We start from the raw sequence: 24750 nt of genomic DNA, 5'->3' as shown, positions 1-24750 counted from the left end.
TAACGCAGCGAATAAGGCGCGAAAACCGCAGAAAAATCCACCGAAGTTTGCGCACCAAAAAGATGAGAGCGAGCAACCTCGCTCTCACAGCTCCGGCGTTCAGTTGGCGAAATCGGTAGACAGCGCCAGCTCATTCCACTCGGCCAGTTCTTGCGCCACCAACCGATTCTTCGCCTCGATCCGCGCCACCGTGTCACTGCCCAGCGCCAGGCGTTGCGGCGGATTTGGCGCATTGACCAGCGCCAGCATCGCCTCGGCAAACTTCTGCGGATCACCCGGTTGCGCATGGTTGGCCGCCTCGGCGAACGCACGCATCTTGCCAACGGTTTCGTCATAGTCCGCCAGCTCAAGCCGGGTTTTGATCAGCGACTGTTCATCAAGGAAATCCGTGCGGAAGAAGCCCGGCTCGACCACCGTGGCTTGAATGCCCAGCGGCGCCAGTTCCTGGTGCAACGCCTCGGTAATGCCCTCGACGGCAAACTTGGTCGAGCCATAAACACCCCAGCCCATATAAGCCTGGTAGCCGCCGATCGACGAGATGTTGATCACCCGGCCACTGCGTTGCGCCCGCATAGGCGGCAACACCGCGCGGGTGACGTTGAGCAGGCCGAACACATTGGTGGCGAACAGGCGCTCGGTCTCGCTGGCACTGGTTTCTTCCACCGCGCCGAGTACGCCAAACCCGGCGTTGTTGATCAGCACATCGATACGGCCAAACCGCTTGATGCCTTCAGCAACCGCTTGGTGAGCTTCGTCTTCACGGGTGACGTCGAGACGCACCGCCAGCAGGTTCGGTTGCTCGCCGAGACGGTCAGTGATGTCTTGCGGGTTACGTGCAGTGGCGATCACCGCATCGCCGGCATGCAGGGCGCGTTCTGCAATGAGGCTACCAAAACCACGGGAAGCGCCAGTAATGAACCAGGTACGCATATCAACCCCTCCTGTCTGCGACCCTAGCGGTGGTGCCGGGGTCTTCTTGATGAGTTGAAGCGACTTTAAGGCCGTGTTACTGATGTGATAATCTCAACAAATTTGCATGACTTTGTGAAAGGCATTCACAGATGAAAACCCCTTCAGCGGCAGATCTTTCGGTATTCCTCTGCACCGCTCAGCAGTTGAATTTCAGCAAAGCGGCAATCGAGCTAGGCCTGACGCCGTCCGCGTTAAGCCATTCGATAAAGGCACTAGAGAATCGTCTTGGCGTGCGCCTGTTCAATCGCACCACTCGCAGCGTGGCATTGACCGAGGCTGGCGAGCGTCTGTATGCGCGGCTGAAACCGGCGTTTCGCGACATCGACGATGCGCTGGAAGACCTCAACCATTTCCGCGATAAACCCTCGGGCAACCTGCGCATCACCTGCGGACGGCAAGCCTGTGAACTGGTGCTGCTGCCGATTGCCAGCGAGTTTTTGCTGGCCTATCCAGACATCCGTCTGGAAGTGGTAGAGAGCGATGCGCTGCTGGATATCGTCGCTAATGGGTTCAATGCCGGCGTGCGCTTCGGCGATCGCCTTGAGGCTGACATGGTGTCGCTGCCGATCGGCCCGACAATGCGTTCAGTGGTCGTTGGTTCACCGGCGTTTTTTGCACGCCACGCAGCACCGCAAAAACCCGAAGACCTGCACGGACTGCCGTGCATCCGCCACCGCTTTCCCAGCGGCTCGCTGTATCGCTGGGAACTCGAACGCGGCGGCATCGCCCAGGAAATCGAAGTCAACGGCCCGTTGACCCTCGGCGATGTCAGCCTGATGGTCGGGCCCGCGCTGCAAGGGCTGGGCCTGGCCTATGTGTTCGAAGACATGGTCAGCGAACACTTGGCCAGCGGGCGTCTGCTGCAAGTGCTGGGAGACTGGTGCCCGTTCTATCCGGGCCTGCACCTGTACTACCCGAGCCGGCGCCACGTACCGGCGCCGCTAAAGGCGTTTATCGATTTCGTGCGCCACCGGCGTTAGGCATTTACAGGTATTTCAACCAGGCGATGTCGCGGCGACGCGCCTTCAATGCCGAGAACCAGCGCACGGCCGGGTACAGCGCAATCGACAGAAGCGCTGCCGCCAGCCAGATCGCCGCCACCGACGAAAAGCCGAAATAGCTGCCCTGATTCAGCCCGAACAGGGCCACACCGATCAGGTACAACACCTTCAACGCGTACAGATGCAGCAGATAGAAAAACATCGGCGCCGAACCGAACACAGTCAGCCAGCGAATCCAGCGGCGATCCTGCACACGCTCGAAGGCCAGCAGCAGCAACAGCCCGACGCTCACGGTCAGCGCGATAAACAACAACGATGGCGGGTACTTGGTGATGTTGAAAAAACTCATCAGGGTTTGCACCGACGTGTCACCCACGGCCCATGGTTTTTCGCCATAGCCGTTGATCAGCCGCAACCCGACAAAACCCAGCAGCCCCGCGCTACCCGCGATCAGCAGGTGGCACTGACGCAAACCTGCTTCAACGCCACGAGCAAACCACGGCCCGAGCGCATAACCCAGACCGATCACACCGATCCACGGCAGTAACGGATAGGAGGTGCGCAGGCGCAGATTTTCGCTGACTTCGATCCAGCCGCGATCATGCAAAATCGCCCACGGCACATGCAGCGCCGACTCCACCGGGAAATGCACCGCGTCGAGCAGGTTGTGTCCGGCGATGATCATCAGGCTCAACGCCAGCAACAACCAGCGCGGCAGCCACACCAGCAATGACAAGGCGATCATGCTCAAACCGATCGCCCAGATCACTTGCAAATAAATCACGCTCGGTGGCAGTTGGAAGGTCCACGCGAAGTTCACCAGCGTGAACTCCAGCACCACCAGAAACAGACCGCGCTTGAACAGAAACGCACTGACATCGGCCTTGCCTGCGTACTTTTCGCCGAACAACCACGCCGACAATCCCGTCAGCAGTACAAATACCGGCGCACACAGATGCGCCAGCGTGCGACTGAAAAACAACGCCGGTTCAGTGCTGGCAATGTCCATCGGGTCGGCGACCTGGCGGTGCAGCAAAAAAGTTTCGCGCACGTGGTCCAGCAGCATGAACAGAATGACCAAGCCTCTGAGGGCGTCAATGGACAGCAGCCGGCCAGTGGGCGTGGCAGAACGGGGGAGCGCAATTGTCATGAGCGTTTCGCAATCGAAGGGTTAACAGCGGGCGCCGACAAGGACTGCCCTGAAAATTTTGCGTTACCTTATAACACTAAAAAGCAAAATCCAAAGCCCAATCGATAGCAATTCTCAGAAAACCGCAGCCGATCACACCGACCAGGTTGCCCAATGGCCTCAGGCTTCTATAGTGATCAAGTCCCCCTGCCCTTGCGGCCTGTTGTCGAGCGTTGTCCATGGTCAACACCGAACACCTGATCATCTGCGAGCACTGCGACTGCGTTTACGAAAAAGCCGTGCTGGGCAAACACCAGAAAACCTCGTGCGTGCGTTGCGGCGGTGTGCTCCAGCGTTTCAACGGTTTGACCGTCGAACAGCGCCTGGCACTGACCTTCACGGCGGCGATGCTGTGGCTGTTTGCCAATTTCTATCCGGTGATGAGCATCAGCCTCAAAGGCCTGAAAAACAGTGCGACGCTGTGGGATTCGGTGCTGGCGCTGAGTCAGGGGCCGATCACCTTCATAGCGATGGTCGCGGCGATTTCGATCATTATTGCCCCGGCATTTCAACTGGTCCTGCTGACCTGGGTGCTTAGCTTCGCCCTGTCATCGCGACGCGCACCGGGCTTCAAGGTGTGCATGCGCTGGCTGGAAACCCTGCGGCCGTGGAGCATGCTCGAAGTGTGCCTGCTGGGGGCGATGGTCGCGGTGTTCAAACTGGCGGGATTGCTCGACGTGTTGCCCGGCATCGGCCTGTTCGCATTGGCCGTGCTGAGTTTGATGATGATCAGGATTGCCGGCCGCGATATCCGCGACCTATGGGACATTCCATGAACCGACCCGCGACTGCCAGCGAACTCAACCTGTGCCTGTGCCACAGCTGTGGCCTGGCCTGCGACATGACCGACGAGCCACATGAATGCCCCCGTTGCGACGCGCCGCTGCATCGGCGCAAGACTAATTCACTGGCGCGCACCTGGGCCTATATGCTCGCGGCGCTGGCGTTTTACGTGCCGGCCAATCTGCTGCCGGTGATGAACACCACCATGCTTGGCAGCGGCGCCGACAGCACGATCATGAGCGGCGTGCTGGAGTTCTGGCAGCATGGCGCGTGGGACATCGCACTGATCATCTTTATCGCCAGTATCGCCGTGCCGGGCGTCAAGTTCGTCGCCCTGTCGCTGTTGTTGATCACTGTGCAACGCGACAGTGGCTGGGCACGCCGGGAGCGCTCGAAAATGTTCCGCTTCGTCGAGCTCATCGGCTACTGGTCAATGCTCGATGTGCTGGTGGTCGCACTGGTCGCAGCGTTGGTGAAGTTCCAGACACTGGGCGATATCGAACCGCGACCGGGCATCCTGTTCTTCGGCATGGTCGTGGTGCTGACCATGCTCTCGGCAATGAGCTTCGACCCTCGGCTGATCTGGGACAACGCTCCAGACGATGAACCACTCAGCGACGCAGAGCCGTCAGCAACACCTGCAACGGATGGCGCAGTGCCTGATCCGACTGGCGCTTGACCTGACTGCGGCAGGAATACCCCGTGGCCAACGCTTCGCCCTGCTCTGCCGGCGCCGCCACCTGACGGGCCCACGACTGCTCGTAGATCACCGCTGAAGTTTCACGATTGCGCGCCTCGTGGCCATACGTGCCGGACATGCCGCAGCAACCGGTGGCTTGCGTGGCCAGTTTCAACCCTGCGCGCTCGAACACTTGCTCCCACTGCCGAGTCGCGGCCGGGGCGTTGGTTTTCTCGGTGCAATGGGCGAGCAGTCGGAACGAGGCGTTTTTATCCTGCGGCGCCTGCTCCGGCATCACCTTGAGCAACCATTCCTGCACCAGTGCCACCTCCGGGCATTGCTGCATTCCCGGGACTTTCAGGTATTCCTGGCGATACACCAGCGTCATCGCCGGATCGAGGCCCAGCAACGGCACACCGATGTCCGCCAATTCGCGCAACTGCCGGGCATTGCGCAGCGCCGCGCGGTTGAACGCCGAGAGGAAGCCCTGCACGTGCAGCGGCTTGCCGTTGGCGCTGAACGGCGCCAGATACACCTGATAACCCAGACGTGAAATCAGTTCGACCAGATCCGCCAGCAACGGCGCTTCGAAGTAACGCGTGAAGGCGTCCTGCACGATGACCACACTGCGCTCGCGTTGCGCCGGGGTCAGCGCCGACAAGGTCGAAACCGTCGCTGGCTGCACCTGCCAACGGCGCATTGCCGCGTGGAAATCGAAGCGACTGAGCAGCGGCACGTCGATCATGCCGCCGACGCGTTCCAGCAGCCCGCGAACCCATGCAGCGCCCATCAACCCGTTGTACAACGCCGGAATCCGCGCCATGTACGGGATGCTGTATTCCAGCGAGGCGATCAGGTAATCCCGCGCCGGGCGCAGATAACGGCTGTGATACAGCTCAAGAAAACGCGAACGAAACTCCGGCACATTGACCTTGACCGGGCACTGTCCCGCACAGGATTTGCACGCCAGGCAACCGGCCATGGCGTCGTAGACTTCGTGGGAGAAGTCTTCGGCCTGCGCACGACTGTTGCGCCAGCGCTGCCACAACGTGCTGAAAAACGCCGGCTTGCGAATCGCCTCGGACAACACATCGACACCCGCCTCACCCTGCAAACGCAGCCACTCGCGGATCAACGAGGCACGGCCCTTGGGCGACTGAGCGCGCTCGCGGGTGGCTTTCCACGACGGGCACATGGCGTCGTCGGGGTCAAAGTTGTAGCAGGCGCCGTTGCCGTTGCAGTGCATGGCCGCGCCGTAGCTTTGCCAGACCTTTTCGTCGATCTGCCGATCCAGTTCACCGCGCAAAGTCACTTCGTCGATTTTCAGCAGCGCCGCGCCGGTGTTCGCTGGGGTAGCGATCTTGCCTGGGTTGAACTGGTTGAACGGGTCGAACGCGGCCTTCAAGGCTTGCAGCGCCGGGTAGAGTTCACCGAAGAAGGCCGGTGCGTATTCCGAGCGCAGGCCTTTGCCGTGCTCGCCCCACAACAGGCCACCGTAACGCTGGGTCAGCGCCGCGACGCCATCGGACACCGGGCGCACCAGCGCCGCTTGCTGCGGGTCTTTCATGTCGAGGATCGGCCGCACGTGCAGCACGCCTGCATCGACGTGACCGAACATGCCGTACTGCAAGCCGTGGCTGTCGAGCAGGTCGCGTAATTCGGCGATGTACTCGGCCAAATGCTGCGGCGGCACCGCTGTGTCTTCAACAAAAGGCTGCGGCCGCGCTTCTCCGGCGACGTTGCCGAGCAGGCCTACCGCACGTTTGCGCATGCCGTAGACCTTGTTTACCGCCGCATGACCGACCGCCAGCGTATGGCCCAAACGCTCAACCGTACGGTCGCTGCTCAAGTGCTCGACGAATGCTTCGACCCGGTGCTGCAAATCCTCCGGATCGTCGCCGCAGAACTCCACCAGATTGATGCCCAAGGTCGGCCGCTCGGCGCTTTCCGGGAAATACTCGGCGACGCCGTGCCAGACAATGTCCTGCATCGCCAGCAGCAAGACTTTCGAGTCAACGGTTTCGATCGACAACGGTTTGAGCGCCATCAAGGCGCGGGCGTCGCGCAGTGCGTCCATGAACCCGGCGTAGCGGATGTTCACCAACATCGTGTGTTTGGGGATCGGCAACACATTCAACCGCGCCTCAACGACAAAACCCAACGAGCCTTCAGCACCGCACAGCACGCTGTTGAGGTTGAAACGGTTATCCGCCTCACGCAGATGCGCCAGGTCATAACCGGTCAGGCAGCGGTTGAGATCGGGGAAACGCTCTTTGATCAGATCACCCTGCTCATCAATGATCTGCCGCGCGCAGCGGTAGACTTCACCGACGCGATCTTCGCGGGCGCACTGGGCTTCGAGTTCGCTTTCCTCAAGAGGCAGACCGTGCAGACGCTCACCGCCGCGCAAGATCATGTCGAGTTCGAGCACATGGTCGCGGGTCTTGCCATAGGTGCAACTGCCCTGACCACTGGCGTCGGTATTGATCATGCCGCCGACGGTGGCGCGGTTGGAGGTCGACAGTTCCGGGGCAAAAAACAGCCCGGCGGATTTCAGCGCGGCGTTGAGCTGATCCTTGACCACTCCGGCCTGCACGCGCACCCAGCGCTGCTCGACGTTGATTTCCAGAATGCGGTTCATGTGCCGCGACAGGTCGACGACGATGCCGTCCGTCAGCGATTGGCCGTTGGTGCCGGTGCCGCCACCGCGAGGGGTGATCACCACTTGTTGATAGGCCGGTTCGGCGATCAGCCGCGCCACCCGTGCCACGTCATCAGCGTCCAGCGGAAACACCGCCGCTTGCGGCAGGCGCTGATAGATCGAGTTGTCGGTCGCCAGCACCACACGGCTGGCGTAATCGGCGCTGATTTCACCGCGAAAGCCGCTGGCTTTCAGGGCTGTGAGGAACTGCTGGTAATCGTTGGCCAGGGCTTTGGCGGGGGACAGCTGGGCAATCATCGGTCAGGGTATCTCGGTCAAATCGGGCCGTGTGGCGGTGAACAGTTGTACGCAACGAATGATTGCGTCAGGCTCCGCCATCTCATGGTGCCCATGTTCATTGCTGGCGAACGCAGGGACAACCGTAAATTCGACCCGCTATTGATGACTTTTACGAATGAATCCGCGCACGCTCACTCCTTCCATGTCGTTATTGCTGGCTTTCGAGGCCGCCGCGCGCAATGAAAGCTACACCCGCGCCGCCCACGAACTGTCGCTGACGCAGAGTGCGGTCAGCCGTCAGGTGCAGATTCTCGAGAAGATGCTCGGCATGCGTTTGTTCACGCGCGAAGGCAGGCAAGTGGTGCTGACCGATGTCGGGCGCATGTATCAGCGCGAACTCGCCGAAGCGCTTGGGCAGATTCGCAGCGCGACCTTGCAGGCCATGGCATTTGGCTCGGGCATTCACAGCTTGCGCCTGGCAACGCTGCCGACTTTCGGTTCGAAGTGGCTATTGCCGCGACTCAAGGATTTCTACACCGTGCACCCGGGTATGACCGTGCATTTACATTCGCGGATCGAAGCGATCGATTTCGATACCAGCGAAATCGATGCGGCGATCTGCGTCGGCGGCGGGGACTGGCCGGGGTTGACCGCCCTGCCCTTGCACACCGAGGAACTGGTGGTGATCGCCAGTGCGCAGTTGTCCGACGCCGAACGCGACGACGCCGAACAACACATCGCCGGGCAACTGCTGCTCAATGTCAGCAGCAATGCCCAGGCGTGGGCGGAGTGGTTCAGCCATCAAGGTCTGCCGCACCGCAGCATGCGCATCGGGCCGAGCTTTGAAATGACTTCGCACTTGATTCAGGCAGTGCGGGCCAATATTGGTGTGGGTTTGGTGCCGCGGATTCTGGTTGAGGATGAGTTGTTGAGTGGTGAGTTGTTGCAACTGGGCGAGCCGATTACCAGTCGGCGCAGCTATTACCTGGTGTATCCGCCGCGCAATGAGAATTTACCGTCGCTGAAAGCGTTTCGGGATTGGCTGGTAAAAACGTTGTGAACATGAGGACGCCAATCGCGAGCAGGCTCACTCCTACAGGGAAGCGCATTCCAACTGTAGGAGTGAGCCTGCTCGCGATGGCGTCAAATCAAACACCTCAAAACCGTGGCTTGACCGCCTTCCAGTCCGGCTTGTAGCGCTGCATCTGCCGCACATCATCACGCTGACGAATCCCGCACGTCAGATACTGATCATGCAGCTTGCCCAACTGCTCATGATCCAGCTCCAGCCCAAGCCCCGGCGCGCGGGTGATCTTCACGCAGCCATCGACAATCGGCAGTTTGCCACCCTTGATCACTTCCTCATCCGGCTCCTGCCACGGGTAATGGGTGTCGCAGGCGTAATCCAGATTCGGCACCGCCGCCGCCACATGGGCCATTGCCATGAGGCTGATACCCAGGTGCGAATTGGAATGCATCGACACGCCAACGCCGAACACATCGCACATTTTCGCCAGCGTCTGCGTGTCGCGCAGGCCGCCCCAGTAATGGTGATCGGCAAGCACGATCTGCACACTGTTCTGCGCAACGCTGCGACGGAACTCGTCGAAATCGGTGACCACCATGTTGGTCGCCAGCGGCAGACCAGTGCGCTTGTGCAGTTCGGCCATGCCGTCGAGGCCCGCGGTCGGGTCTTCGTAATACTGCAAATCATCGCCGAGCAATTCGGCCATGCGAATCGAGGTTTCCAGCGACCAGTTGCCGTTCGGATCGATGCGCAACGGGTAGCCGGGGAAGGCCTTTTTCAACGCCTTGATGCACGCCACTTCATGCTCCGGTGGCAACGTACCGGCCTTGAGCTTGATGCTCTTGAAACCGTACGCCTCGATCATCCGTGCAGCTTGGGCAACGATCTGCTGCTCGCTGAGTGCTTCGCCCCAGTTGTCCGGTTTGTAGGGCGAATCGACATGCTGCGTGTACTTGAAGAACAGATAGGCGCTGAACGGCACCTGATCGCGAATCGCGCCACCGAGCAGGTCCACCAGCGGCACATTCAGGTAATGCGCCTGCAAATCGAGGAACGCCACTTCGAACGCCGAATAAGCATTGCTCACCGCTTTGCTGGCATGAGAACCGGGCGCCAGTTCGGCACCAGCAATGCTTGCAGGTTTGTTCGCGGCAACGGTGGCCTGCACGATCGCGCGCAACTGGTTGAGGTTGAACGGGTCAAGGCCGATCAACTGCGCCTGCAACTGCTGCTGAATCGCCAGCGCCGGGGCATCGCCATAGCTTTCGCCGAGGCCGATGTAGCCGTTATCGCTTTCGATCTCGATGATCGAGCGCAGGGCAAAGGGTTCGTGGATGCCGCTGGCGTTGAGCAGCGGCGGATCGCGAAAGGCAATCGGGGTCACAGTTACGCGGGTGATTTTCAAGATAAGACTCCTGACAGATCAACAATCAATTCAATGGCTCGCGGCCGGGCTGGCCGTCACGACAACGGCGGTCTCGTCATGCGGCTTTGCCGGGGTTTTGCCTTTGGCTCCTGGCGCCGTGCGGGCGAAGAAGATCACCACCGCCGCGATCAGCGACGTCGCCGCCAGGCCATACAGACCGCCCTCGATCGAGCCGGTGGTTTCTTCGAGGAAGCCGAACGCGGTCGGCGCAACGAAACCGCCGAGGTTGCCGATGGAGTTGATCAGGGCGATCACCGCAGCGGCGATACGCGCATCCAGATAGCTTTGCGGAATTGGCCAGAACAATGCCGACGCAGCCTTGAAGCCGATGGCGGCGAAGCAGATCGCAACGAAGGCGAAGATTGGCCCGCCAGTGGTCGACATGAACATCCCGATCGCCGCGATCACCAGCGTCAGCGCGACCCAGGCTTGCTGAAACTTCCACTTGCCGGCCATCGCCGCAAAACCGTACATGGCAACAATCGAAATGATCCACGGAATCGAATTGAGCAGGCCGACCTGGAAGTCACCGAGGTTGCCCATCTTCTTGATCATGCTCGGCAGCCAGAACGTCGCGCCGTAAATGGTCAGGGCAATGGAGAAGTAGATGAAACAGAACAGCGCAATCTGCCGATCCGCCAACAACTTGAACATCGACGGTTTGGCCACTTGCACCGCTTCACGGGCACGCTGCTCCTCGGCAATCGCCGCCACCAGCGCTTCGCGCTCCTCTTCGCTCAACCACTTGGCCTGACGCGGATGCGATTGCAGCCAGAACCATACAAATGCGCAGAGCACCACCGATGCGGCACCCTCGATCAAGAACATCCACTGCCAGCCATGCAGGCCGAGGCCGCTGATGTGCAGCAACGCACCGGACACCGGGCCGGAGATCACCGAGGCAATCGCCGAACCGCTGAGAAACACCGCCATGGTCTTGCCGCGCTCGGAGGCTGGCAGCCATTGGGTGAAGTAATAAATGATCCCCGGAAAGAACCCTGCCTCGGCCGCGCCGAGAATAAAGCGCAGCACATAGAAACTGGTTTCTCCTCTAACGAACGCCATGGCCATGGCGGCCGCGCCCCAGGTGAACATGATCCGCGTCAGCCAGACCCGTGCGCCGTAACGTTGCAGGAGCATGTTGGACGGCACTTCGAACAGCGCGTAGCCAACGAAGAACAAACCGGCACCGAGGCCGTAAGCCGCCGCACCGATGCCCAGATCGGTTTCCATGTGACTGCGCACAAAACCGATGTTGACCCGATCGATGTAGTTGACGATGAACATCACCACGAACAGCGGCAGCACGTGGCGCTTGACCTTGGCGGCGGCACGGGCGAGAACCGTGACGTCCAGCGGACTCTGGAGGGTTTTCAAGGGGCGACTCCCGATCTTGTTTTTTTAGGGATGGCGTAAAGCGATGGGTCGATCATGGACGGCGATCATTGATCCCGTCTAATCTAACTTGGCATTCGATTGATACCCGGATTAGATCAATGTTCGAACTGACCCAGCTACGCTGCTTCACCACCGTCGCCACCGAACTCAACTTTCGCCGCGCCGCTGAGCGACTGAACATGACCCAGCCGCCACTGAGCAGGCAGATTCAGTTGCTTGAGCATCACCTCGGTGTCGAACTGTTTACCCGCAGCACTCGTAGCGTCGCTCTCACCGCAGCGGGCCGAGCATTCTTCATCGAAGCACAGAACCTGCTGGAGCGCGCACAGCAAGCAGCCGTCACTGCCCGACGGTTCGCAGAGGGCGACATCGGTACGGTGAACATCAGTTTTGTCGGCAGCGCGGTGTATGAATTTCTGCCTAAGGTGATTGCCGAGGCGCGCCTGAAACAACCGCAGGTGAAAATCGATCTGTCGGAGATGAACACTTACCAGCAACACGAAGCCCTGCGCGCACGACGCATTGATTTGGGCATCGCCCGCGCGCCGCTATTGGAGCCTGGCTACGCGACTGAATGTCTGGTGCGCGAGCCGTTTGTACTGGCAGTACCGAGCGGTCATCCATTGGCGAGCGCGGCTGAAGTCGCCGTAAGCGATCTGGATAAGCAGCCATTTCTGATGTATTCCCACGCCGCTTATCCGCCGTTCAACGAACTGCTGACCGGCATGCTGCGCTCGGCCCGGGTTGCACCGGATTACGTGCAGTGGCTGGGCTCATCGTTGACGATTCTGGCACTGGTGAATGCCGGGATGGGCCTGGCGCTGGTACCGCGTTGCGCCACCAGTGTGGTGTTCAAGAATGTGGTATTTCGCGATATCGATCTGGGCGAAGGGGTGCAGAGCGAGCTGCATCTGATCTGGCGCGAGAACAACGACAACCCGGCGTTTGCGATGTTGCTGGAAGCGATTCGCCGGGCGGTGGCTGAGGGTTGGGGGTGAAAGGCTGACGGTGCTGATCAGCGCTTTGGTGGAGGGGGTGCGCTCGGCCCTTTGACCAGCGGTTTTGCCAATGGCTTGCCGTCTGGGCCCACGAAGAGACGTGCCACGTGAGGTGGCATGGGATTGGGTGCTTTTGCGCTCATGAAACAACCTCCTCGACAGAATTGAATTCGACCCACTGAACTTTTGAGGAATCTATCACCATTAATTCGGCGCCAAAAGTAAACACCTCGCCACCATCGCCAAGCCATTGTGGATTCAGCAAGATAAATTGCCCCTCCGAGGGACTGGAAGGCCACTCCAAAGGCCAGCCAAACAATCGCCTCTCGTCATTCAGTTGCAAAGTGACAAGGCAATCCTGTCGTTCAAAAGCGCTGTACCACTCGCTAGGATGGGAGCTTTTGCGTGTCAGGTGTCGCTTGCGTAGCCACACATGCAACATCCCGTTTGAAGCCAAATAACAGAAAAGCCCGGCGAGACATACTGAAACAATAAATGCCCACAATGCTTCCGCCCGAGCATCCCATTTTCCTAAAGAAAAGCCTTTCGAACCCACCCACAGACAAATTGCCCCAATCCCCAATACCGCGCCCTGAATCACAAACGTAAAAATCAGCGCCTGCACAATCTGCCCGAACGTATCCGGTCGTTTGAACGCCGTCAGCGAGTAAAAAATCCACGCCGACAAAAAGCCGGGAATCAGGTACTGCAACAACGGAATAACTTCTTTGACCAGATCATCCATGATCCGAGGCTCCTTGAAAGACCGGCCGATCTGACTATCGACCGCCCAGCAAAAGCCTAGTGCACACGGAGGAAACCCTTCGTGCGCAACTGTCACCGCTCATTTCGCGAATCAGATCCCACCTTATCAGTCTCCAGGCAGGCAAAAAAAAGCAGAAACCGACGATACGGCTTCTGCTTTTTTGTCTATGCAGGCGTCGTTACAGGCAATCACGCACCGATTGGCGCAACGACCCGGACTTGGCCCAAGGCGGCCCCTGATACAACGAAACCCGGCTGCCATCCTTGTACTTGACGATGTCGAGGATCTCGTCCGCAGTGATGATGCTTGGCGCCGTGATGCGGTAGCCGTTGGAAATCGATGTCTGCGAAGTCTTGGCCACATCCTTCTGCCACAACGGTAATAAACACGCAGCATAGTCCTTGGGCGACTTGGCGCTGGTTTTGCTGATATTCGGCTCACCCGGCACCAGCGATGCCGGCAACGAGCAACCTGCCAACAGGGTCAACGCCAGACTCCCGATCCATATCCGCATGGTGTATTCCTGATCTGAAAAAAGTGAATGTAGCGTGTAAGCGGCGCTACATCCATCGTGGCACCGCGCCCTTGGCGCAATCTGCACAACTTTTCACAACCGTTCAGCGTGCTGACGAACAGGCTTTGCCCATCGACGAAAAATGCGACTACTCTTTTCTACCGAGAATGTTCTGGAGGTGATCATGCGGCTCAATGAATATGAACACGAACTTCAACGCGACCTGCAAAGCGTTGCATCGGACTTGAGATGGTCGGCGGTCGACCTCAAACGTATCGCAGAACAACTGCGCAAATCCGGCAACGAGGCAGATGCGCAAAGCGTGCTGAGATCCTGTGAGGTGCTGCAAAGCGATGAGGAACGGCTGCAACTCTATGCCAAGGAAGTGAAAGCCCGCGCCATCAGTCGAACCAAGGTCCACTGAGACCCACCCGCCTACCTCAAACAAAAGCCCCGACACATGCCGGGGCTCTTTCGTTACAGCCTGCCTGTCAGTGGGTTTTGTGACTTTGCGCGCGCGTCGAGCGTTTTTTGTAGCCAGGCAGTGCGGCGGCATAGGCCAGTGCTTCCTCCTGGCTGCCAAACGACGCCAGCCGATCGCCCTGGGTGCAAACCCGCCATGGGCCATTGTTCACGCTTAGCACGTCATAGCCGTTCATGTGCATCTTGATCAACATCGGCATGCTCATGGACACCTCCATTTTTGCTAACGGTCAGATCCAGCTTCACGCTTTTACCTTACACCCTGATCCGCCCGAAATGCCGACCGGGTGTCGCAAGCCGCGTCCGCCATGGCTCTGGCACTTTTCCCCGCCGCAAACGCTCCAAACTCCAATGAAACCTTTGTTGCTGGCTCCGGCTCAAATATTGCAGTTTTATTACCATTTCGTGACAAGCAATAAACAGGTAACAGATGAAAGTACGCGCAACCGTTATATGCGAACAGGATCGCCACGTTCTCCTGGTACGCAAACCCCGCTGCCGCTGGACATTGCCCGGCGGCAAGGTCGAGCCTGGGGAAACCCGAGCGCAGGCTGCCGTACGTGAACTGCGAGAAGAAACCGGCCTGGACGCCGACGATGTGTTGTATTTAATGGAATTGCAGAGCGGCAGCACACAGCATCATGTCTACGAGGTCTCCGTGCTGGACTTCGAGCAATTGCGGCCGCAGAACGAGATCATTGATTGCATCTGGCATCCGCTGGACGCGGTGCGCAATCTGCACACCAGCGAGGCGACGCTGCGCATCGTTGAAGCGTTTCAACGGCGTTTATGAGGTGTTAGCCCGCGAAGGCTCGACGGCCAGCGCTCATTTCGGTGCGTAATTCACCGATGAAGTTGGAAATGTCACGGATCGTGACGAGGTGTTCCGGGGAAACGCCAGTGAGCAGCAATTCGACGCGCTCGCTGTCAGCCTCATAAACCTTGATCTGCAGCAGGCCCTGCGAATTCGGAATGCACTCGCACTTGAACGCAGGAAAGCCGGATTCGACAATCCGGCAAATTTCGTTAATGGCAAGCATGAGTGCACGCCTCGCAGGCGATGGGTCGGTCGACTCGTTGAGCATAGATGAGCCAGTTGTGGCTTGCCCGATACAAAATGCCAACCCGATCACAACTTTCCACCCCGCCCTCAGTGCGCGTCGTGATCCCATATCCAGTTCCACATCCCCGGCAAGCTCACCGGCTCTGAGCTTTTTTCTACCGTACGAGCCAATGCGGCTTTCTCAAGCTCAGCGTGATCATCGTAGAAAGGCTTGTCAGCCAGCTTCACGCCCGTGGCGGCGGCGCTATCGAGCAGAATCTGCAGGTATTCGCGCGTGTGCCGCGCGGTATAGCGGTTGAGATCATGAAACGTCACCACCACCGGAATCACCCCGTCCACAGTCGGCAGCTCGCCGAGGGCAATCCGTTCACGGACTTCCGATAACTGCCGCAATAGGTTGGCCCGGCGCCTCGGGCTGGCATTGAAGCCCCAGATCTTGCCGTCGTTGGTACTTAAATCCGTGAGCAACACATGCAAGCCGTGCTGCTGATAGGCGGCAAAGGTACGTTTGTCGTAATTCCAGAACGGCGGGCGCAGCAACTTCGGCGGCGCGCCAGTGATGGCAGCGATATCAGCCGTGCCGTTGGTCAGCGATTCTTCGAGTTCTTGCGGGTCGAGCAAACGATGATTGGTGTGCCAGTGGGTGGCCGTGTGAAACGCCAGTATGTGGCCCTCCTCATGCTCACGCCGCATGATGCCGCGACCGATGTCACTGTTGCCCGCTCGCGGTGCGCGCGTCTGCACGAAGAACACCGCTTTGATATTCGGCATCAGCGAATTGTCCTTGAGGCTGTCGAGCACCGTCGCCGACGGATTCCAGAAACTGGATGCGCTGGGGCCGTCATCGAACGTCAACAGGAAGCGCACCGGTGCCTGGGCTTTCAGGCGCGTTTCGGTTTGCGCGGTCATTTCTATCGGGGCGGCGATACAACCGGCCAGCCCGAGGACGATGAGCGCTGCACAGAGAAGCTTGAATCCGGATGTCATGTTTTGCCTTGAGCACGGCGGCTGCCGTCATGTTGTCGATTGGCAAAACTCCCTCGCCCTTATCCATCCCTGCGCTCCGATACGCGAGCGGAGGTTGGATAAGGTACACAGGGTTTGGTTCCGGCGCTCGCTCAGTGAGCCAATGCCTGTTGAAAAGACGTGTCGATAATGCCAGCGGTGGCCAACGGAGCCGGCAGCGCTTTCACTTTGAACAGGAAATCAGCAGTACTTTGCAGGTCTGAAGCCGCCTGCTCGTCTACAGGTCCCACAGTCATGTGCGCCTGACGCAACCAGTGCCGAGACACCTGCTGATCGAGATTGGCTTTCTTTGCCCACAGATCGGCGTAGTCATCGGTGTGGCTGTCGACCCAGGCTCGCGCCTGTTTCAAACGGCCGAGGAAATCCGCGATGGCGGCACGCTTGCTGTCAATCGACGGCGTGGATGCCGCGATTGCACTGAGCCCCGGCATCAGATTTTTTGCGGTCAGGATCGGCCGCGCGCCGGAGAACACGATCTGCTGGGAAATGTACGGTTCCCACACCGGGAAAGCGTCAATACTGCCCTGTGGCAACGCTGCGGCGGCATCGATCGGCATTAGCTTGACGAAATCGACGTAGTTTTCCGGCAGACCGCCCTGCTCCAGTGCGCGCAAGGTCAACTGCTGGCTCCAGGCACCGGGCCAATAGGCGACTTTCTTGCCCTTCAGATCAGCGATGGTTTTTACCGGCGAGTCCTTCGGCACGAGTAACGCGATGGTGTCCGGATTCTGCCGCGATACGCCAATCAGTTTCACCGGCGCCTGCTTGGCAGCCAGAAACAGAAAACCGGAATCGCCCAGAAAGCCCAGATCCAGCGAACCGGTTTGCAAGGCTTCCGCCAAGGGTGCAGCGGCCTGGAAGTGCTTCCAGTCGACGGTATAAGGCGCGTCTTTCAACACGCCGGACGCCTCCACCGAGGCACGGATGTTGTAGTAGTTCTGATCGCCGACGTGGAGGACCAAGGGCTCGGCTGCGTAGGAAAGCGGCGAGGTAAATAATGCAGTGATTAACCCACTGCCGAGGAAACGAGAAAGCTTCATGGCGAGTCCTGCGAAAGTAATTGCATAGACCATAACGCTGTTGATTCGCGGTTTTGAAATTCGATAAATGCATAAGCTCATCACGGTTGATACTTGCTGTTTGCTTGGCAACAGTTGCGAACCACACTGTTTCCCACGCAACAGCTGAAATCCTGCACCTGGCGTTAAAACCCTTATAAACCGGCGCTCTCAAGCACATGGCACAGAGCCTGCAATATTCCATTCATGCAGGAAGCATTCGATAAAAATATCTTTTTGGACATAAGAAACCTGTGCCTTTGCCGGAGCGCCCCCATGACATCGTTCTTTCCCCGACTCAAAACCCTGCTGGCTGCCAGCGCCATGGTGCTGAGCCTGCAACCGCTCGCCCACGCGGCTGAAACCGCGCCGGCTGAAGTGCATCTCGACTACGCCTATTACTCGCCAGTCAGCCTGGTGCTTAAGCACTTCGGCTTCCTCGAAAAGGCCTTGCCGCAAACCAAAGTCAGTTGGGTATTGAGCCAGGGCAGCAACCGCTCGCTGGAATACCTGAACAGTGGGGGCGTGGATTTCGCCTCCAGCGCCAGCCTCGCCGCCGTGCTAAGCCGGGCCAATGGCAGCCCGATCAAATCGGTCTACGTCTACAGCCGCGCCGAATGGACAGCGCTGGTGGTGCGCAAGGATTCACCATATCAGACCGTCGCCGACCTCAAGGGCAAGAAGATCGCCGCCACAAAGGGCACCGACCCGTACCTGTTCACCCTACGCAGCCTGCAACAGGCCGGACTCAAAAAAGACGATGTGGAACTGGTTCATCTGCAACATCCAGATGGCCGCACCGCGCTGGAAAAAGGCGATGTCGACGCCTGGGCCGGCCTTGATCCCCACATGGCCGCCAGTCAGGTGCAGGCCGGTTCGCGCCTGCTCTACCGCAACCCGGCGTTCAACAGCTACGGCGTGGTCAGCGTCACTGAGCAATACGCCAAAGAACATCCGCAGACTATCGAAACCGTGATCAAAGCCTACGAACAGGCCCGCGACTGGGCGCTGAAAAATCCTGATGAGTTCGCCGCCCTCCTCGCCAAGGAGTCCGGCTTGCCGCTGGACGTAGCCAAGTTGCAACTGTCGCGTACCGATCTGAGCAGCCCGCAACTGACCCAACAGGACATCAGTGCCTCCAAGGCAGCGGCGCCGATTCTGGTCTCCGAGGAACTGGTGCGCCGTGGGGTGAATGTCGATCAAGTCATCGATCAATTGCTCGACAGCAGTGTGCAGCAAGCCGTCGCCCGCCAGTAACCGATCAGCCTCAGGACAAATCCGCGCCCGTCGCGGATTTGTTGTGAGCGGAGCCAAAAACCATGACCACTCACAGCAAAGACTTGCCCGCGCCACTTGCCGTATCGCGCCAGCGTCCTGCGCGTTTAAATCCGGCATGGCAGCGCCGCTGCAAGGGCCTGGCCCTGCCGCTGCTGATCATCGTTGCGCTGGAAATTATCGTACGCATCGGGTGGCTGCCGTCCTACCAGATGCCGGCACCGAGCGAGATTGCCCTGACCCTCACCGACCTCGCTGAGGGTGCGCTGTGGAAACACATCGGCGCCAGCCTGATACGCGTGCTGCTGGGGTTTGCCATTGGCGCCAGTCTGGCGCTGGTGTTTGCCGCCTGGGTCGGTTTGAGCCGCGAAGCCGAGGCCTATCTGGAACCGACTTTCGCCGCCCTGCGTTCAATCCCGAGCCTGGCCTGGGTGCCCTTGCTGTTGTTGTGGCTGGGCATCGACGAGACCTCGAAAATTGTCTTGATCGCCATTGGTGCGTTCTTTCCGGTGTACGTCAACGTCGTCGCGGCCATACGCAACATTGACCGCAAACTGGTGGAAGTCGGCCGCATCTATGGCTTCAGCCGCTTGCAACTTGTGCGACGAATATTGCTGCCGGCCGCCCTGCCCGGCCTGTTCACCGGGTTGCGCAGCGGCATGAGTCTGGCGTGGATGTTTCTCGTGGCAGCGGAACTGATCGCGGCCACCAAAGGCTTGGGTTATCTGCTCAGTGACGGCCGGGAAACCTCGCGGCCGGACATCGTGCTGGCCGCGATCATCGTGCTCGCCTTGCTCGGTAAATTCAGCGACGGCCTGCTCGCCATGCTCGAACGCCGCTGGTTGAACTGGCGCGACACATTCACCGGTCAGAGCGCCAGCGACTAAGCTGAAAACTCCAACCGGAGATCGGCCCATGTGCGGAAGACTCTCGCAGTACCGTGGCATTCACGACTTTGTCGCGGTGCTGAGCATTCCCGACGCGTTGATCAACCACGTTGGCGATGCGCCGCTTGATCGCTATAACGCGGCGCCGACCACCGCGCTGGCCGTCCTGCATCAACAAGAGCAACACCTGCAAGCCGACAATCTGCGCTGGGGCTGGCGCCCGCATTGGGCCAAGGATCGCCCACCACCGATTAATGCCCGGGTAGAGAAAGTCGCCCACGGACCGTTCTTCCGGGCGATCTGGCGACATCGCTTGATTGTGCCCGTGGACAACTGGTTTGAATGGGTTGATAGCGAAGACAAATCCCGACAACCGTGGCTGATTCGTCGGGCGGATCATGGGGCGGTTTTCTGCGCTGCCATTGGCCAATTTCCGACAGCCGAAACAGCGGCCCGAGACGACGACGGTTTCGTGATCATCACCGCCGATGCCGCCGGCGGCATGCTCGATATCCACGATCGCCGACCGGTGGTGTTCCGCGCAGAGTTGGTGCGCGAATGGCTCGACCCCGCGACACCCGTTGAACGCGCCGAGCAAATGCTGTTGTTCGAAGGTGAAGGCAGTGAAGTGTTCGAGTGGTACAAAGTCGGTAAAGCCGTCGGTAACGTGCGCAATCAGGGGGCCAGTTTGATTATCGAGGAGACTTAAACATTTACCGCCTTGACGCGTCTATCCATGTAGGAGCTGCCGAAGGCTGCGATCTTTTGACGCAGTGTTAGAAGAATAAAACTATTGCAACCTTCAGCGACTCATAAAGGCGAATCACTGCCGTTACAAACTCTGTTTCATCTTTGAAACGCTGCAAATAAAACACACGTTCGAGTGAACAAACCGCCTGTCTGACATTTCAACCGTCATACATACATTTAGATGCACTACGGCTAGCATGCGCGCCGCCTTTCCGATTGGTATACCAGTTGACCAAAGAGTCAACAAACCAGGAATCCCCACAACGTCTACAAGCCTTGCAGAGAAATAAGTTGCGCGACGATTTTGCAATCAAACAGGTCAGCGGCCTGGAGTGTATTTATCTGTCCATGACAGAACGCTTTGAACTCGACTGTTTTATCGGCCACTACATCAAGACCCGAAACCTGCGTGCCGTTCCCGATATCGAACGCATCCTGCGCACCACCCTCGAAGGGTATCCCGGCCACGCGCCGGTGATGGTCAACGAGCTGAATGCATGGATCGACCGAACATTGGGATATCGGGCTTCACACCCCGATTTCACGCAGCTGGACGATCTCTGAACCCAAAAAAAGCCCCGCATGTGCGGGGCTTTTTCGTAAAAATCTTCAAAACTTGCGGTCTGGATCTGAAAGCTCTGTGGATTCATCGCGCTTCCAGGTCTGTTCGTTGTGTTTCTCCCGCTCTATTTCTTCTTGCGTCGGTTGATCCGTGTCTTGGTCATCCGTCTCTGGCTGCTTTGGCTCAGTCGTCATGTACACCTCCCGTCATCAGTTACCCGTCATCCTTGAAGCGTAGAACAGTTTCAAACGCACAACTTACAACCACCACCGCAGCAAAAAGAAGAACGCCATGCTCAACAACATACTGAGCAAAGTACTGCGCGTGTAAATCACCAGAGCGATCGCTACCAGCGAACTAAGCAGGTACGGATTGTCCCACTGCAGATTCAGCTGTTTGTCCGGCATGAAGACAATCGGCCCGCAGATCGCGGTGAGCATCCCCGGTACTGCAAAACCGAGAAACTGCCGCGCATTACTACTCAAGCGCACCGGCAAACGCGGTTCAAGAAACACGTAGCGATTGAGAAACACCAGAATCCCCATGCCGAAAATCACCGCCCAAACCATCATGTGCGCTCCCGATACAGCTTGTTGCAGATAAACCCTGCCGTCATCCCGGCCAGACCGGACAACACCAGCGCCGAGCCCCATTGCCAGTAACTGAACAACACCGAACAAAACAGCGACACTGCCACGCAAACCACCGTCGGCACGTTGCGCACTACCGGTGTAATCAGGGCAATGAAGGTGGCGGCAATCGAGAAGTCCAGCCCCAGGTGCTCAAGCCCCGGAATGCTGCTGCCAAGGACAATGCCGGCGAGGGTGAACAGGTTCCAGGCGATGTAGAACGTCAGGCCGACGCCGAGCGCATACCAGCGATTGAATTGTTGACGATCATGTTGACTGGTCAGTGCAAACAACTCGTCGGTGAGCAAAAAGCCCAGACCGATGCGCCAGCGCCCCGGCAGTGGCGAAATCACCGAACGCATGCTCATGCCATACAGCAAGTGCTGTGAAGTCAGCAGCAGCGTGGTCAACAGAATCGAAAAAATACCCGCCCCGCCCTTGAGCATACCGATCGCCACCAATTGCGCCGCCCCGGCAAACACGATGCTCGACAAGCCTTGGCCTTGCAGCGGCGTAAGGTTGGCTTCGATCGCCATCGAGCCGGCCAACAGTCCCCACGGCGCGGTGGCCAGAGACAACGGCATGATCGCCACAGCGCCGCGAAGGAACGCACTGCGCGGCATAAGTGAATCAGACATAAACGTTCTTCAACCAGGAAAACGGTCGAAGACTGTGCCAGCCATTTCGCTTTTCTGGCTTGAACAATCTTGCGCACTTGTGGGAAATCGGCCGGATGCGCGCGCAATTCGCTGACTTTCGCACTGACCTTTAATGCCCTGAGCGGCGTAACATAGCGCCATTCACAACCGCGTCAGGGAGACGACATGCTGTACCGAATCGCAGCCGACGGGCTGGTGCTGTTTCATTTGTCCTTCATTCTGTTTGTGCTGTTTGGCGGGCTGCTGGTCCTCAAATGGCCACGGGTGATGTGGCTGCATTTGCCGGCCGCTGCTTGGGGCGTGGCGGTCGAAGTGCTGCATCTGACCTGCCCGCTGACTTACTGGGAAAATCTCATGCGCCACGCCGCCGGGCAGACCGAATATGCCGGCGGCTTCATCGAGCATTACATCTGGCCGATCATCTATCCGGCCGGGCTCACCCCGCAGATTCAACTGGCGCTCGGCAGCGTGGTGCTGGCGGTCAACCTGCTGGTGTACGGGCGGGCAATTCGCTCATGGAAACATCGTCGCGCCGCTTCGCCGCTTTAATTATCCTCGCCGACTGACTTGAAGCGGGCCTCGAAATCCGCTGCCAGGTCCGCCAGGGTGATGCCGCCCAACCGCGCCAGCAACAGCGCCTGCGCCTCATCGAAGGTTCGGGTCAGTGCGGCGTTCACCGCTTGCTCGACCAGACACTCCGGGTGATCCGTCGACAAACCGATGGAAAAAATCGACTGCGTGCCCAACGCTTGGTGGATATCCAGCAGGGTGATCTGCGCCAGCGGTTTGGCCAGCGCCCAGCCGCCCTGATGGCCCTTCTCTGACGTCACAAAACCCTGCTCCTTGAGCAAACCCATGGTGCGCCGCACCACTACCGGGTTGGTGCCAAGCATGCCGGCGATGGTTTCCGAGGTCGCGCGCTTTTCATGGCGGGCCATGTGAATCAACACATGGAGCATGCGCGATAACCGCGTGTCGTTTCTCATCGATGATCCTTTTTTCAAGCCTTTGAGAAGATGCGCCGAGTATCGCTTGCAAGGTCTGAAGTTACGAGACTATTGACAGCAATATTTCTCGTAACTTACGGTGTGCCTTGAAAACTCAAGAGGAGATTCGCTCATGGTGTACGACGTCATCATCGTTGGCGGCAGCTATGCCGGGCTGTCCGCCGGCCTGCAACTGGCCCGCGCCCGACGCAATGTGCTGGTGCTGGATTCGGGCCTGCGACGCAACCGTTTTGCCGAAACATCCCACGGTTTCCTCGGCCAGGATGGACGTGCTCCGGAGCAAATTGCTGACGAAGCACGCGCACAATTACTGGCTTACCCCAGCGTGCAATGGCTAACGGATACAGCAGTTGAAGCGACTCGGACTGACAGCGGATTCGATTTGCGCACAGAGAGCGGCCAATGGCTCAGCGCCAAGCGACTGATCCTGGCCTCGGGCGTCATCGACGAGTTGCCGGACATCGACGGTCTCAGGCAACGCTGGGGCCAAAGTGTTTTCCATTGCCCCTACTGCCACGGTTATGAACTGAATCAAGGCGCGATCGGCGTATTGGCGACGTCACCCATGTCGATTCATCACGCCCTGCTACTGCCGGATTGGGGTCCGACCACGTTCTTCACCAACGGTGTCTTCGAGCCGGATGCCGAACAATTGGCGGAACTGGATCGCCGCGGTGTAATTCTGGAAACCCGGCCGGTCAGTCACATCCGTGGCGAGCGTGCGGACGTGGTGCTCAGCGATGGTCAGGTCATCGCCGTTGCAGGCCTGTTTGCCATGCCGCGCACACGCATGGCCAGCCCGCTGGCTGAACAATTGGGATGTACATTCGAGGATGGCCCGATGGGGCCGTTTATTCAGACTGACGCGACACAACAAACCAGCGTCGCCGGCGTATTTGCCTGCGGAGATGCGGCATTGGCTGCCGGTTCAGTAGCGCTAGCAGTTGGCGATGGGGCCCGCGCCGGTGCAGGCACTCATCGCTCAATGATCTTTGGCTGAAACTTATACTGCGGACGTTTCAGCGCGAAGTTGGCTTCAACGCCTCCAGCCAGGCCGGATCCAGGCGCGTCTGCTCGGTATCGAGTCCCAGCGCCTGCATCCGCTCCTTGTGCGTTTCAACTTCTCGCCACAGTTGCCCGTGATCACTGGAGTTGCCGTCCAGTTCGTGCATTTGCGTTAACCCGAGATGGTAAAAGCGCAGAACCTTCATGGCCGTCGGATCATTCTGCTCCACGGCTGCAGTGACCTGATGCATGACGTTGGTGATGCTCATCAGATTGCGCTTGAGCCGCCAGCTGTACACCGCTGGCGCCATCCAGCTCTGATTCCAGAAGCGCCCGCGCAGTAACGCTGCGGTCAGCAGAAACGCCACAAACACGCCGCCGACATTGAAGCGCAGGTTATCGCCGCCAGGCTCGCCGAACAGCGCCACCGCCACGCTGGAAAACAACATCGCCAGCACCAGGAACAGCACGGCGATGATGATCGTGCTGCGGCGGGTCTGCTGGCGAAAAGTGGCGGCATCCATCGGCTGAATCTCGAACATCACAAATGACTTCCTTGAGCGACAAAAGGGCTAACTGAAAAAACCGGCCGGCGCATTATCGCCTCTACCGCGGATTTAGCTATGCTGGGGCTCCTTTTCATCTTTTCAGC

Annotated in this window: 29 protein-coding genes; 13 read left to right on the top strand and 16 right to left on the bottom strand. The window is 58.8% G+C overall.

The genetic code is table 11. The annotated features are described in order from the left end of the window. Positions 1-99 precede the first annotated feature (99 nt). Positions 100-930: an oxidoreductase gene (locus J0G10_RS13150; protein WP_095125704.1), complete on the bottom strand. Its 831-nt coding sequence runs from the start codon at positions 928-930 to the stop codon at positions 100-102. Positions 931-1061: 131 nt separating this feature from the next. On the opposite strand from J0G10_RS13150, the gene J0G10_RS13145 reads away from it, so the two are divergent. Beyond that, positions 1062-1952, top strand: a complete 891-nt coding sequence (locus J0G10_RS13145; RefSeq protein ID WP_220558621.1) for a LysR family transcriptional regulator — start codon at positions 1062-1064, stop codon at positions 1950-1952. 4 nt (positions 1953-1956) lie between these two features. On the opposite strand, the gene J0G10_RS13140 is transcribed toward J0G10_RS13145, so the two are convergent. Beyond that, complete coding sequence (locus tag J0G10_RS13140) at positions 1957-3123, bottom strand: DUF1624 domain-containing protein (RefSeq protein WP_220558620.1); 1167 nt, start codon at positions 3121-3123, stop codon at positions 1957-1959. 218 nt (positions 3124-3341) lie between these two features. Here J0G10_RS13140 and J0G10_RS13135 point away from each other — a divergent pair, with 218 nt between their 5' ends. Together J0G10_RS13135 and J0G10_RS13130 are read left to right on the top strand one after the other, a co-directional pair. Beyond that, the gene (locus tag J0G10_RS13135) at positions 3342-3938 is read left to right on the top strand and encodes a paraquat-inducible protein A (protein WP_095050039.1); all 597 of its coding nucleotides are present in this window, start codon (positions 3342-3344) and stop codon (positions 3936-3938) included. Beyond that, on the top strand, positions 3935-4624 hold the full coding sequence (locus J0G10_RS13130) for a paraquat-inducible protein A (RefSeq protein WP_095125707.1): 690 nt from the start codon (positions 3935-3937) through the stop codon (positions 4622-4624). The genes J0G10_RS13135 and J0G10_RS13130 overlap by 4 nt, the downstream gene beginning before the upstream one ends. On the opposite strand, the gene ydiJ is transcribed toward J0G10_RS13130, so the two are convergent. Then, complete coding sequence (gene ydiJ / locus J0G10_RS13125) at positions 4557-7583, bottom strand: D-2-hydroxyglutarate dehydrogenase YdiJ (protein ID WP_220558619.1); 3027 nt, start codon at positions 7581-7583, stop codon at positions 4557-4559. The genes J0G10_RS13130 and ydiJ overlap by 68 nt on opposite strands. Before the next feature lie 157 nt (positions 7584-7740). On the opposite strand from ydiJ, the gene J0G10_RS13120 reads away from it, so the two are divergent. Then, positions 7741-8625, top strand: a complete 885-nt coding sequence (locus J0G10_RS13120) for a LysR substrate-binding domain-containing protein (protein WP_220558618.1) — start codon at positions 7741-7743, stop codon at positions 8623-8625. 97 nt (positions 8626-8722) lie between these two features. Here J0G10_RS13120 and J0G10_RS13115 read toward each other — a convergent pair whose 3' ends face one another. Together J0G10_RS13115 and J0G10_RS13110 are read right to left on the bottom strand one after the other, a co-directional pair. Continuing rightward, positions 8723-9997 (bottom strand): glucarate dehydratase family protein, encoded by a 1275-nt coding sequence (locus J0G10_RS13115; RefSeq protein WP_220558617.1) that lies wholly within the window; start codon positions 9995-9997, stop codon positions 8723-8725. Positions 9998-10027: 30 nt separating this feature from the next. Beyond that, a complete protein-coding gene (locus tag J0G10_RS13110; protein WP_220558616.1) occupies positions 10028-11395 on the bottom strand; it encodes an MFS transporter in 1368 nt (455 codons plus the stop codon). A 119-nt stretch (positions 11396-11514) separates the two neighbouring features. Here J0G10_RS13110 and J0G10_RS13105 point away from each other — a divergent pair, with 119 nt between their 5' ends. After that, on the top strand, positions 11515-12414 hold the full coding sequence (locus tag J0G10_RS13105) for a LysR family transcriptional regulator (RefSeq protein WP_220558615.1): 900 nt from the start codon (positions 11515-11517) through the stop codon (positions 12412-12414). A 139-nt stretch (positions 12415-12553) separates the two neighbouring features. On the opposite strand, the gene J0G10_RS13100 is transcribed toward J0G10_RS13105, so the two are convergent. Beyond that, positions 12554-13159, bottom strand: a complete 606-nt coding sequence (locus J0G10_RS13100) for a DUF6338 family protein (protein ID WP_220558614.1) — start codon at positions 13157-13159, stop codon at positions 12554-12556. 199 nt (positions 13160-13358) lie between these two features. Beyond that, positions 13359-13694: a hypothetical protein gene (locus tag J0G10_RS13095; RefSeq protein WP_186623575.1), complete on the bottom strand. Its 336-nt coding sequence runs from the start codon at positions 13692-13694 to the stop codon at positions 13359-13361. Between the two features lie 184 nt (positions 13695-13878). Between J0G10_RS13095 and J0G10_RS13090 the strand changes: the two genes are divergently transcribed. Then, complete coding sequence (locus J0G10_RS13090) at positions 13879-14118, top strand: hypothetical protein (protein ID WP_016983018.1); 240 nt, start codon at positions 13879-13881, stop codon at positions 14116-14118. Between the two features lie 67 nt (positions 14119-14185). Here the strand turns inward: J0G10_RS13090 and J0G10_RS13085 are convergent, their stop codons facing one another. Then, positions 14186-14383: a DUF2188 domain-containing protein gene (locus tag J0G10_RS13085; RefSeq protein WP_220558613.1), complete on the bottom strand. Its 198-nt coding sequence runs from the start codon at positions 14381-14383 to the stop codon at positions 14186-14188. Positions 14384-14607: 224 nt separating this feature from the next. Here J0G10_RS13085 and J0G10_RS13080 point away from each other — a divergent pair, with 224 nt between their 5' ends. Beyond that, positions 14608-14970 (top strand): NUDIX hydrolase, encoded by a 363-nt coding sequence (locus J0G10_RS13080; RefSeq protein WP_220558612.1) that lies wholly within the window; start codon positions 14608-14610, stop codon positions 14968-14970. A 4-nt stretch (positions 14971-14974) separates the two neighbouring features. On the opposite strand, the gene J0G10_RS13075 is transcribed toward J0G10_RS13080, so the two are convergent. The 3 genes from J0G10_RS13075 to J0G10_RS13065 form a co-directional block, all read right to left on the bottom strand. After that, on the bottom strand, positions 14975-15217 hold the full coding sequence (locus tag J0G10_RS13075; protein ID WP_095050019.1) for a DUF1652 domain-containing protein: 243 nt from the start codon (positions 15215-15217) through the stop codon (positions 14975-14977). 110 nt (positions 15218-15327) lie between these two features. Next, a complete protein-coding gene (locus J0G10_RS13070) occupies positions 15328-16227 on the bottom strand; it encodes a polysaccharide deacetylase family protein (RefSeq protein ID WP_220558611.1) in 900 nt (299 codons plus the stop codon). A 131-nt stretch (positions 16228-16358) separates the two neighbouring features. Further along, positions 16359-17306: an ABC transporter substrate-binding protein gene (locus J0G10_RS13065; RefSeq protein WP_220558610.1), complete on the bottom strand. Its 948-nt coding sequence runs from the start codon at positions 17304-17306 to the stop codon at positions 16359-16361. 294 nt (positions 17307-17600) lie between these two features. On the opposite strand from J0G10_RS13065, the gene J0G10_RS13060 reads away from it, so the two are divergent. The 4 genes from J0G10_RS13060 to J0G10_RS13045 all read left to right on the top strand — a co-directional run bounded on the left by J0G10_RS13060 (position 17601) and on the right by J0G10_RS13045 (position 20800). Continuing rightward, positions 17601-18581 (top strand): aliphatic sulfonate ABC transporter substrate-binding protein, encoded by a 981-nt coding sequence (locus tag J0G10_RS13060; RefSeq protein WP_220558609.1) that lies wholly within the window; start codon positions 17601-17603, stop codon positions 18579-18581. A gap of 62 nt (positions 18582-18643) precedes the next feature. Continuing rightward, on the top strand, positions 18644-19486 hold the full coding sequence (locus tag J0G10_RS13055; RefSeq protein ID WP_095050015.1) for an ABC transporter permease: 843 nt from the start codon (positions 18644-18646) through the stop codon (positions 19484-19486). A gap of 28 nt (positions 19487-19514) precedes the next feature. After that, entirely contained in the window at positions 19515-20195 is a 681-nt protein-coding gene (locus J0G10_RS13050; RefSeq protein ID WP_095050014.1) for an SOS response-associated peptidase, read from the top strand. A 332-nt stretch (positions 20196-20527) separates the two neighbouring features. Next, positions 20528-20800, top strand: a complete 273-nt coding sequence (locus J0G10_RS13045; protein WP_093437355.1) for a hypothetical protein — start codon at positions 20528-20530, stop codon at positions 20798-20800. A 45-nt stretch (positions 20801-20845) separates the two neighbouring features. On the opposite strand, the gene J0G10_RS13040 is transcribed toward J0G10_RS13045, so the two are convergent. From J0G10_RS13040 to J0G10_RS13030, 3 genes are all read right to left on the bottom strand, one after another. Next, positions 20846-20992, bottom strand: a complete 147-nt coding sequence (locus tag J0G10_RS13040; RefSeq protein WP_175559648.1) for a hypothetical protein — start codon at positions 20990-20992, stop codon at positions 20846-20848. A 63-nt stretch (positions 20993-21055) separates the two neighbouring features. Further along, on the bottom strand, positions 21056-21367 hold the full coding sequence (locus J0G10_RS13035; protein ID WP_174244501.1) for an AzlD domain-containing protein: 312 nt from the start codon (positions 21365-21367) through the stop codon (positions 21056-21058). After that, positions 21367-22065: an AzlC family ABC transporter permease gene (locus J0G10_RS13030; RefSeq protein ID WP_186623563.1), complete on the bottom strand. Its 699-nt coding sequence runs from the start codon at positions 22063-22065 to the stop codon at positions 21367-21369. Before J0G10_RS13030 ends, J0G10_RS13035 begins: the two co-directional genes overlap by 1 nt. Before the next feature lie 186 nt (positions 22066-22251). On the opposite strand from J0G10_RS13030, the gene J0G10_RS13025 reads away from it, so the two are divergent. Further along, positions 22252-22635 carry a DUF2784 domain-containing protein gene (locus J0G10_RS13025; protein WP_095125725.1) on the top strand — a complete coding sequence of 128 codons (384 nt, stop codon included), beginning with the start codon at positions 22252-22254 and terminating at the stop codon, positions 22633-22635. Here the strand turns inward: J0G10_RS13025 and J0G10_RS13020 are convergent. Continuing rightward, entirely contained in the window at positions 22632-23072 is a 441-nt protein-coding gene (locus J0G10_RS13020) for an Rrf2 family transcriptional regulator (protein WP_095050011.1), read from the bottom strand. The two genes, J0G10_RS13025 and J0G10_RS13020, sit on opposite strands and share 4 nt — an antisense overlap. A gap of 133 nt (positions 23073-23205) precedes the next feature. Between J0G10_RS13020 and J0G10_RS13015 the strand changes: the two genes are divergently transcribed. Then, positions 23206-24093, top strand: a complete 888-nt coding sequence (locus J0G10_RS13015; RefSeq protein ID WP_095050010.1) for an NAD(P)/FAD-dependent oxidoreductase — start codon at positions 23206-23208, stop codon at positions 24091-24093. Between the two features lie 19 nt (positions 24094-24112). Here J0G10_RS13015 and J0G10_RS13010 read toward each other — a convergent pair whose 3' ends face one another. Beyond that, positions 24113-24640, bottom strand: a complete 528-nt coding sequence (locus J0G10_RS13010; RefSeq protein ID WP_095050009.1) for a DUF3087 domain-containing protein — start codon at positions 24638-24640, stop codon at positions 24113-24115. Positions 24641-24750: the final 110 nt, after the last annotated feature.

Origin of the sequence: Pseudomonas germanica, from assembly GCF_019614655.1 — a bacterium.
GTDB classification, from domain to species: domain Bacteria; phylum Pseudomonadota; class Gammaproteobacteria; order Pseudomonadales; family Pseudomonadaceae; genus Aquipseudomonas; species Aquipseudomonas neuropathica.
This window is presented reverse-complemented; position numbering and strand designations above follow the sequence as displayed.

What these genes read in the sequence shown, in the direction of transcription:
- J0G10_RS13150 (WP_095125704.1), bottom strand. Translation starts at nt 930, where the DNA reads ATGCGTACCTGGTTCATTACTGGCGCTTCCCGTGGTTTTGGTAGCCTC.
- J0G10_RS13145 (WP_220558621.1), top strand. Translation starts at nt 1,062, where the DNA reads ATGAAAACCCCTTCAGCGGCAGATCTTTCGGTATTCCTCTGCACCGCT.
- J0G10_RS13140 (WP_220558620.1), bottom strand. Translation starts at nt 3,123, where the DNA reads ATGACAATTGCGCTCCCCCGTTCTGCCACGCCCACTGGCCGGCTGCTG.
- J0G10_RS13135 (WP_095050039.1), top strand. Translation starts at nt 3,342, where the DNA reads ATGGTCAACACCGAACACCTGATCATCTGCGAGCACTGCGACTGCGTT.
- J0G10_RS13130 (WP_095125707.1), top strand. Translation starts at nt 3,935, where the DNA reads ATGAACCGACCCGCGACTGCCAGCGAACTCAACCTGTGCCTGTGCCAC.
- ydiJ (WP_220558619.1), bottom strand. Translation starts at nt 7,583, where the DNA reads ATGATTGCCCAGCTGTCCCCCGCCAAAGCCCTGGCCAACGATTACCAG.
- J0G10_RS13120 (WP_220558618.1), top strand. Translation starts at nt 7,741, where the DNA reads ATGAATCCGCGCACGCTCACTCCTTCCATGTCGTTATTGCTGGCTTTC.
- J0G10_RS13105 (WP_220558615.1), top strand. Translation starts at nt 11,515, where the DNA reads ATGTTCGAACTGACCCAGCTACGCTGCTTCACCACCGTCGCCACCGAA.
- J0G10_RS13100 (WP_220558614.1), bottom strand. Translation starts at nt 13,159, where the DNA reads ATGGATGATCTGGTCAAAGAAGTTATTCCGTTGTTGCAGTACCTGATT.
- J0G10_RS13095 (WP_186623575.1), bottom strand. Translation starts at nt 13,694, where the DNA reads ATGCGGATATGGATCGGGAGTCTGGCGTTGACCCTGTTGGCAGGTTGC.
- J0G10_RS13090 (WP_016983018.1), top strand. Translation starts at nt 13,879, where the DNA reads ATGCGGCTCAATGAATATGAACACGAACTTCAACGCGACCTGCAAAGC.
- J0G10_RS13085 (WP_220558613.1), bottom strand. Translation starts at nt 14,383, where the DNA reads ATGAGCATGCCGATGTTGATCAAGATGCACATGAACGGCTATGACGTG.
- J0G10_RS13080 (WP_220558612.1), top strand. Translation starts at nt 14,608, where the DNA reads ATGAAAGTACGCGCAACCGTTATATGCGAACAGGATCGCCACGTTCTC.
- J0G10_RS13075 (WP_095050019.1), bottom strand. Translation starts at nt 15,217, where the DNA reads ATGCTTGCCATTAACGAAATTTGCCGGATTGTCGAATCCGGCTTTCCT.
- J0G10_RS13070 (WP_220558611.1), bottom strand. Translation starts at nt 16,227, where the DNA reads ATGACATCCGGATTCAAGCTTCTCTGTGCAGCGCTCATCGTCCTCGGG.
- J0G10_RS13065 (WP_220558610.1), bottom strand. Translation starts at nt 17,306, where the DNA reads ATGAAGCTTTCTCGTTTCCTCGGCAGTGGGTTAATCACTGCATTATTT.
- J0G10_RS13060 (WP_220558609.1), top strand. Translation starts at nt 17,601, where the DNA reads ATGACATCGTTCTTTCCCCGACTCAAAACCCTGCTGGCTGCCAGCGCC.
- J0G10_RS13055 (WP_095050015.1), top strand. Translation starts at nt 18,644, where the DNA reads ATGACCACTCACAGCAAAGACTTGCCCGCGCCACTTGCCGTATCGCGC.
- J0G10_RS13050 (WP_095050014.1), top strand. Translation starts at nt 19,515, where the DNA reads ATGTGCGGAAGACTCTCGCAGTACCGTGGCATTCACGACTTTGTCGCG.
- J0G10_RS13040 (WP_175559648.1), bottom strand. Translation starts at nt 20,992, where the DNA reads ATGACGACTGAGCCAAAGCAGCCAGAGACGGATGACCAAGACACGGAT.
- J0G10_RS13035 (WP_174244501.1), bottom strand. Translation starts at nt 21,367, where the DNA reads ATGGTTTGGGCGGTGATTTTCGGCATGGGGATTCTGGTGTTTCTCAAT.
- J0G10_RS13030 (WP_186623563.1), bottom strand. Translation starts at nt 22,065, where the DNA reads ATGTCTGATTCACTTATGCCGCGCAGTGCGTTCCTTCGCGGCGCTGTG.
- J0G10_RS13025 (WP_095125725.1), top strand. Translation starts at nt 22,252, where the DNA reads ATGCTGTACCGAATCGCAGCCGACGGGCTGGTGCTGTTTCATTTGTCC.
- J0G10_RS13020 (WP_095050011.1), bottom strand. Translation starts at nt 23,072, where the DNA reads ATGAGAAACGACACGCGGTTATCGCGCATGCTCCATGTGTTGATTCAC.
- J0G10_RS13015 (WP_095050010.1), top strand. Translation starts at nt 23,206, where the DNA reads ATGGTGTACGACGTCATCATCGTTGGCGGCAGCTATGCCGGGCTGTCC.
- J0G10_RS13010 (WP_095050009.1), bottom strand. Translation starts at nt 24,640, where the DNA reads ATGTTCGAGATTCAGCCGATGGATGCCGCCACTTTTCGCCAGCAGACC.